A 7851-nucleotide genomic window follows, 5' to 3' on the forward strand; every position below is an offset into this window, starting at 1 on the left:
TCATTCCGGATGAAATCGCAGGGGCAACGTAAGTGATGCGCCGAGGCACCGTGCAACAGGCCGATGAACATGGAGGTTCGGGCCATGAAATTGGAACATGCAGATATGGTCGCCGAGTTAAGGGGTGCCGCGGCGGCGGCCGAAGATCTTGCAACCGTGCCCCGGCGCGTGCGGCAACGAACGTACGGCTGGATCGAGCGATCTCGGAAATGAAACGTCCCGAGGACGGGCTTTCAGCCTTTGTCATGAAGGAGGTGCCGTGCACCTGGCCAATGGGATGCGGCAACGGTGAAACATGTATGCCGCCAGTAAATGCGACCATCAAATTCGCGATCGAATGTACAGTTCGTCTAAATGTGCCCTACGCGATGTCGCTGCGTGCTTCCCGCGTCCTGCGGACCATCGGGGACCGGCCCGACGTCGCACGCTTCCTTGCCATGCCGCAGTTCTCGGCCTTCGTGGTGGTATGCGCGACGAGCGCGTCGTCTATGAGCGCTATGCGCCGGACTTCGGGTCCGAGAAGCCACATCCCATCATGTCTATCACCAAGACGACACTCAACCTGATGCTCGGCCGCGCAGTAGCCGATGGCCTTCAACCTCGATGACCAAGTACGCAAATATCTGCCGGAGATCGGGACGGGCCACGCCGAGGCGACCATCAAGACCGTCGCCGACATGAACACCGCCAACGACTTCACCGAGGACTACACGAGCACCGATACGATAGCCCGCAGGCGGGCAGCCATCGGCTGGCAGCTGCCGCCGGAGGGTCAGAAGGAGGAGATGGACCGCTCCTTCATCTGCGGTATCATAGGCGGCCACCTGGCGAATCGCACCGGCTACGCCCTTTACAAGTCGACGAACAGCGATGTCATCGGCTGGATTATCGAGCGCGCCAGCGGCCGGGCGCTGCGGCACTGGCTGATCGAGATCGTCGAGGCGGCCGGTCTCGAGGGATGCTTCCACGTCACCTGCGACCGCGAGGGAGTGCCGCTGCTCGGCGGCGACGCCTGCCTCTCCGCCCGCGATCTCGCGCGCTACGGCCTGCTCTTCGCGCGCAAGGGCGAGGGTATCGATGGCCGCCGCGTGGGCGATGCTGCCTTCATTGAAGATACGCGCCGCAATCCCGGCCCTCCCGTGCCGAAGCCCCGCGACTGGATGCGCTATCGCCGCCAGGTGACAACCGACGGCACCTGGCTCGGCCACGGTGGCTACGGCGGCCAATACATGCTCGCGAACCCTGACACCGGCACCGTGGTCGTATACTTCAGCGTCCTCGAGAACACGGGCAACCCCGACCCCGATCCCAGCTTCCAAGGTCCTCTGGTGAAAATGATGGCCAAACTCGCTGCGGAGGTTTGAGCGGGTTGTCGGCGGAACTATCATCGCTCGGACCTGATCTATCATCCAGGCGTCATGCTCGATGGATTTCGTGAACAGTCCAGAGTCCGAAAAGGACAAACCAATGGGTAAACTTAACCTGCCGCAAGGCAAAAAGATTGCCGTAAATTTAGGTGTCGATTTCGATGCTCAGGCACTGTGGCTGGGCGGTCTCAACCGACCCACCCCGTCCTTCATGTCTCGCGGTGAATTTTGCGCCGCCGTCGGCGTGCCGCGGATTCTTGACCTTTTCAAGCGGACAGGCATCAAATCGACGTTTTTCACTCCCGCCCATACAATTGACACTTTCCCAGAAACCAGCAAGCGAATCTGCGATGAGGGCCATGAGATAGGCCATCATGGCTACTACCATGAGAATCCGACCTTGATTTCCCGAGAGACGGAGAAGCGCTTAATGGATCTTGCATTCAAGACATACCAGAGCGTGCTCGGCCTTCGGCCGGTCGGCTATCGTTCTCCATATTGGGACTATAGTGAAAGCACGCTCGATCTGATCGAGGAAGCAGGTTTCAAGTACGACAGCAGCTTGATGGCGCGGGATCTCGTCCCTTACCGTCCGCAGCGCTGGCAGGTACGTTGGGAAAAGGGTAATGTCGCTGGTGCAGCTAGCAAGGTACTCGAGATCCCCGTAAGCTGGTATTTGGACGATTTTCCCCCATTGGCTTACACCGGCGCTAACGAAACTATGGGCGATACAGAAACCGTTCTCCGCCGCTGGAAGGACATATTCGATTACTGCTATAGCAACCAGCCCAACGGCATCTATGTAATGGCACTGCACCCGCAGATCATCGGCCAGGCACATCACATAATCATGTTGGGGCGTCTCATCGAATACTTCAAGTCTCATGAGGGCGTTTGGTTCGCGACCTGCGAGGCGATCGCCGCGTGCTGGGAGGACGACGATGAAGATCGTCGCCTGATGGCGCTACCCGACGCCCGCGGCGTTGAGCCGATGCCTGCAGATTATAACTGGCCCAGACGACACGCGTGATTGCACGCTATGGTTCTGCAATGGGCGTATGCTAGTCACGTCCCCTTCGAGTGGCATCATATTGCTACGATCATGCTACTGTCCGTGGTCAGCACGAAGACTGCTATCATGCCATCAGATCCTTTAGCCGGCAGGTCAACTAGGAGGCGTGATTTGCCGAGGTTTCACAGCACTACTGCCGACCACCCTGCAAACCCTCGTCCCAGCGACAGGACCCGGAAGAAGCGGCGCCTAACAACCCCTCCGAGCTGTTCGACGACGGCGCAGCGCAAGTCGCTGCAACGTGCGGACTAGCCCGTCTTATTCATGACGCATCTGGGTTTGTTTGCCGCTGAGCGGTGGACAGGTGGCGGCGCGGCGTCTTTTTCACCGCGGCTGTGTCTGGACTTGTGAACGCGCTGGAGGGTGGAAGCTGTATGGTTCGGCGGGGCCTGCTGCCCCGGCGGTCATGGTCCTGCCGGTAGCAGATTGCTGGCGAGCGCCTGGAACAGACTTGCTTCGGGACAGGCGGCGGCGAAGGCCAGACGGATGCGCGAGACGGTTTCGATGACGCGAGCGCCGAGCTTGAGCAGCCTGAGCCGCAGCGTAGCGAACTCGGCGTTGCGCAGATGATGGGTCGCGGGCACCGCCTCGCGCAGGGTGAGCATCAACCAGTATGCGGCGGTGTGCAGGACAAGACGGACCTGGTTGGCAATCGGTGAGCGGCAGGAGGTGCGGTCGGAGGCGAGCTGGCTCTTGTGCATCTTGATCAGGTTTTCGGCCTGGCCGCGGGCGCAGTAGATCACGTCATAGATGTGCTCGGCGGAGCCTTTGTCGAGATTGGTGACGACGAAGCGGATGTCGAGGCCCATCGCGGTTGCCTCGATGCGAGCGCAGACGCGACGCTCAAGCTTCCAGGACTTCGCCTTGTAGTGGGTCTCGGCATAGCCGCGCAGCACAGACTTGCGCTCGAGCGCGCGGCGCGTGCGGATGTCGTCGGCGCTCTCGTCGACGAGCCGCTGCAGAACCTTGTTGCCGGGTAGGCCGAAGAGGTAGTCGATGCCGTTGTTCTCGCACCAGGCCATGACTTGCGCCCGGCCATAGTGGCCATCGCCGCGGATCAGGATACGGGTGGTCGGCCAGCGGGCGCGGATGCGGCGCACGAGGCGGCGCAGATAGCCGCGGATCTCCTCGCCCGTCGGGGTCTTGCCGGGGCGCAGGATCATGGCGACCGGGCGGCCGGTGGCGGCGTCATAGACATGGATCGGCAGGAAGCAACGCTCGTCGTAGTGGGCGTTGAAGAGCGACAGCTGCTGATGGCCGTGAACGACATCGAGCGTATCGTCGACGTCGAGCGTGACGCTTTTTCGGCGGCGCGGCGTAGCTCGACAGCCACAGATCGACCAGCACGCGGCCGAGCCGGATGACGGTCCTGATGTCGGGCAGGTTCTCCAGCCGCGAACACGTCGGCTGCGAGCACAGGTCGAGCCCGCTATCGGGCAACCGTCCGCAGGCGAGCTTGAAGGCTGGATCGGTGCGCAGCCGGTTGAGATCGTTGGCATCCTCATAACCGCAGGCGATGGCGAAGATGCGGGCGCGCAGGATGTCGGTCATGGCGTGCGTCACGCGCGCTCGATCACGTGGATCGTGGATCGCAGCCGCAAGCCGGTCGGCCAGTCGCAAACCCCGTTCGGCGGCCGCCAGAAGCATGACGCCGCCATCCGATGTGATGCGGCCGCCGTCAAACGCAGCTGTGATCTTCTTGCGTCCGACGGCTGGAAAAGACAGCGGCAGCAACGTATCCTCGGTCATGGCGGGTGTGGCTCGCGAGATGCGGTGGAAGGGTTGGCCTAAGCAACCGAATCCTACGCCAAATCAATCGCTTAAGCGACATCCGCCAGCCTCAAAGGCCCATCGTCGTGCATAAGACGGGCTAGGTACAACGTCTCATCTTCGATCAGGCAGTCAGCAGGCTGATGTTGTGCACCCAGTTGTCATCAGCCGGTTCGGTCCGATCACTGTGAATTCCGCCTGATGACCGCGAATTGCATTGATTAGATGCGGGATGAGCATCTCTCTGTCTCTCTGACGGGGTGGCTCTCTTCCTTGATGGGAACGTCGCGCATCATCGGCCGTGTGACTGCGGCGCAGCGTGCCTCTCACGCCGGCATTATGCTTGTTTGTTCTTGAGGCAAGGCCGCACGTATTGCGCGGGCCAAGCTGACGTCTGCCCCACGCTCCGTAGCGGCACTCAGCATAAGCGTTCGCGACCACCATGCGTGGGATTGCCCGCAGTACGGTGCAGGACAACAACATAGAGCGAGCGACTGCCGCCGGCCTTTCCTGGCCGTTGCCGGCGGAGCTGACTGACGATGTTCTCGAACATCGGCTCTCCTCCCTTCTCCCGTCAGGGCATCAAAAGAGGGATACGCCGACGCACCGAGTCTGACTGGGGGGCGCTGGCTGTCGAACTGAAGAAGCCGGGCGTGACGCTGTCGATCCTGTGGGAGAAGTATCGGGCCGTTCATCCCGATGGTTACGCTTACAGCAGATTCTGTGATCTCTTTAGAGGCTTCGAGCGGCGGCTGACGCCGACGATGCGCCAGGTGCATGTCGCCGGTGACATCGGATCCGATCCCCTCTACGGCAACAACCTGATTGACGAGGGGCGATGCGAAATTCTCATAATTCGAAAAGTGACGTCTCTTTTATTGATAACATCGATGGACATTCAGAGGTGCCCATGACATGTTTCCCGTCAAACGTCTGCAGACGTTTTTAATTCGAATCGGAACGGAGTGAAATTATGAAAGCGAACGGAAAGTCGGGGTCCGATGTCGTTTCAACCGAGGGTCCGATTGAGGATATTGGTGCTCAGAAAAGCGCGAGAGTGGTAAATTCGTCTCCCGAGGATAAGCCGAATTTGTCAGTGCAACTTTTTTGGAGCACAGAGCAAAAGATTACTAACCATCGGTCTATGCACAAACTATTTCCTAGTCGCACGATTGCGGCAGGTGGGCAGCCATACCCGCTGCCTCGCGACGAGAACATTACCTTCAATTATCGTGTAGGAGGCGTCAGCTATACCGCCGATGATTTCTTTTTGCGCGCGAAGATTTCCGGCCTGCTGGTGATCAAGAACGGCCATATTGTCTTTGAACGATACGGGAACGGCTATTCGGACCGTGACGTCGGCGATTCTCGATCCATGGCCAAATCCATGACTTCGGTAATGCTAGGTCTGGCGCTCAACGATGGCTACATCCGAACCTTGGATGACATCGTAGAGACTTACGTACCTGAATTCAAAGATACCCGCTGGGGGAAAGTATCTCTCCGCCACCTGGCGCAGGGGCTGAGCGGTGTTCCTTTTTGGGAAGTCTATGACGATAAGTCGGAACTTTCCCAAATGCTAGAGTGCGTCTGTGAGGATCGGCCAGGAGCTTTGCTGCCATTCTTGGTGCATGTGGGTTCGCGGCCGGGCGAAGAACTCCAACCTGGCTCACACTTCAAGTATTCTTCCGCCGATTCCACCGTTATGGCGATTGTTGTAGAGCGGGCGTCGGGGAAACAATTTACGTCCTATCTTTCCGAGCGAGTCTGGAAGCCCTTCGGTATGGAATCCGACGGTTATTGGATTGTCGAGAATGCAGGTGGTTTTACCTACGGCGAATCCGGGTTTGGAGCGACCTTGCGTGACTATGGTCGAATGGGACTTTACCTGCTGCGCAACGGTGTGCTTCTCAATGGTAGCAAAACTCTCCCCGACGGCTACCTGCGAGAAGCGACAACCCCCAGTCAGCCGTCCATCGAATCCAAGGCTCCGTATGGGTACTATTGGTGGCTGGATTCTTGGTGGCAGAAAGACCCGATGTGGCAGGCTGAGCCGACGTCCGAGCGCATGCTTGGAGCCGACAGTACCTTTTACGCGCTCGGAAACAGCGGGCAATTAATGATGATGAATCCGACGGAAAACCTAGTGATAGTGAAGTGGGCTGCAGAGTACGCATATGTAGATACTGTAGCAGCAATTATGTCGATCGTTAAGCAACTTCACTGAGCACCTGGGCGAGGATAGCGAGCAAGGGCCTTCGTGCTCCCATTCGAACCCATCGACGCCAAGCCATGGCTGCGTCGGAAGCCATAAGCGCACGGCCGGCCTGAAAAGCGAGGTGTCGGCCTCACGCGCCCACATTTCAAACAACGTGACAACGCCCGCCCGAGCCCGATGGCATTCTCATCTCGCTTTGGCATGTTCAGCATCGTCACTCCACTGGCGACCGATTCCGACTCCGCATCCAAGGGTGCTGGGGAACAATCGCCGCAAAGACCGTCTTTTTGCATGGTCACATCTTTCTCAATTATCGGAACATATCGTTCAAATAGACAAGAATTTTTTGGACAAGCCGGTGTCTGTGTGCCAACTTTCTTTTGGAGAGCTTTTTGGCGGGATAGGGGCCTAGACATGAGAGCGCCAAATCTAGGAAGACCGGTTTAGCTTAGTCGGCATTCGCAAAAGCGCCGCAGTACTGACCCATGAAAATAGTTTCGTCGTCTGCACGGATGACGTGATCGCCCAGATCACGTGGTCGCGTCCCCGCGACCTGATCAATCAAAAGGATGCCTTGGTGCCTAATTCCGGCATTGTTCTCGTATTCGACGGCCATAATGATTTACTGCTCCGCCTCTATCGTCGTGGCGGTCCGGATGCTGCGCGCTCGTTCATCGAGGGCGATGGCAAAGGGCATCTCGATATGCCGCGCATGAAGGAAGGCGGGATGGCGGGCGGATTCTTCGCCATCTTCGCGCCAGCTATAGAGCACGCACGGTATAAGGCAGAAGCCGAGGCGCTCTACGCCGGCGAGACCTACGATATACCATTGCCGCCCAGCGTGCCGTGCAATGTCGCGCAGGCAGCGACGCTGAACATGGCCTCCAAGCTGTTTGCCATCGAGCGCGAGAGCGACGGCCAGTTCAAGATTGTGCGCAACGCGGCCGAACTCGACCGGTGCATCGCTGATGGCATTGTCGCGGCGATCCTGCATATCGAGGGGGCCGAAGCCATCGATCCAGACTTCCACATGCTGGAAGTGTTGCACCAGGCTGGGCTGCGATCACTCGGACCGGTCTGGAGCCGTCCGAACATCTTCGGCAACGGCGTGCCGCTCCGCTTTCCGAGCACCGGCGATATCGGCGATGGACTGACCGAACACGGCATCCGCCTTGTCAAGGAATGCAATGCGCGTAGGATCCTGATCGACCTGTCGCATCTCAACGAGAAGGGCTTTTGGGACGTGGCGCGTCTCTCCGACGCGCCGCTGGTTGCGACGCATTCGAACGTCCATGCCATCAGCCCGCAGTCGCGCAATCTCACCGACAAGCAGCTTGCCGCCATCCGGGAGACCGGGGGCATGGTCGGGGTGGCCTACATCGGGAGCTTCATCCGGCCCGATGGGCGTGTTACGGCCGATGCGC

Annotated in this window: 5 protein-coding genes and 1 pseudogene; 5 read left to right on the forward strand and 1 reads right to left on the reverse strand. The window is 59.1% G+C overall.

The features are described 5' to 3' along the window. The first annotated feature begins 587 nt into the window (after positions 1-587). Positions 588-1364, forward strand: coding sequence for a serine hydrolase (locus EN745_RS06395; protein WP_127420802.1), 777 nt, complete (start codon positions 588-590; stop codon positions 1362-1364). A gap of 61 nt (positions 1365-1425) precedes the next feature. After that, the gene (locus tag EN745_RS06400) at positions 1426-2397 is read left to right on the forward strand and encodes a polysaccharide deacetylase (protein ID WP_210213732.1); all 972 of its coding nucleotides are present in this window, start codon (positions 1426-1428) and stop codon (positions 2395-2397) included. Positions 2398-2843: 446 nt separating this feature from the next. Here the strand turns inward: EN745_RS06400 and EN745_RS06405 are convergent. Continuing rightward, positions 2844-4188, reverse strand: a pseudogene (locus EN745_RS06405) (IS1380 family transposase). A 560-nt stretch (positions 4189-4748) separates the two neighbouring features. Between EN745_RS06405 and EN745_RS06410 the strand changes: the two are divergent. The 3 genes from EN745_RS06410 to EN745_RS06420 all read left to right on the forward strand — a co-directional run. Then, entirely contained in the window at positions 4749-5123 is a 375-nt protein-coding gene (locus EN745_RS06410; protein WP_189362973.1) for a transposase, read from the forward strand. A gap of 59 nt (positions 5124-5182) precedes the next feature. Next, on the forward strand, positions 5183-6436 hold the full coding sequence (locus tag EN745_RS06415) for a serine hydrolase (protein WP_127420803.1): 1254 nt from the start codon (positions 5183-5185) through the stop codon (positions 6434-6436). Positions 6437-6944: 508 nt separating this feature from the next. Continuing rightward, positions 6945-7851: membrane dipeptidase (locus EN745_RS06420; RefSeq protein ID WP_245487654.1), on the forward strand; the 907-nt coding region annotated here is incomplete at its 3' end.

Source organism: Mesorhizobium sp. M4A.F.Ca.ET.022.05.2.1 (assembly GCF_003998845.1).
Taxonomy (GTDB): domain Bacteria; phylum Pseudomonadota; class Alphaproteobacteria; order Rhizobiales; family Rhizobiaceae; genus Mesorhizobium.

Coding starts and splice junctions, on each gene's coding strand:
- EN745_RS06395 (WP_127420802.1), top strand. CDS start 588: ATGGCCTTCAACCTCGATGACCAAGTACGCAAATATCTGCCGGAGATC.
- EN745_RS06400 (WP_210213732.1), top strand. CDS start 1,426: ATGGATTTCGTGAACAGTCCAGAGTCCGAAAAGGACAAACCAATGGGT.
- EN745_RS06410 (WP_189362973.1), top strand. CDS start 4,749: ATGTTCTCGAACATCGGCTCTCCTCCCTTCTCCCGTCAGGGCATCAAA.
- EN745_RS06415 (WP_127420803.1), top strand. CDS start 5,183: ATGAAAGCGAACGGAAAGTCGGGGTCCGATGTCGTTTCAACCGAGGGT.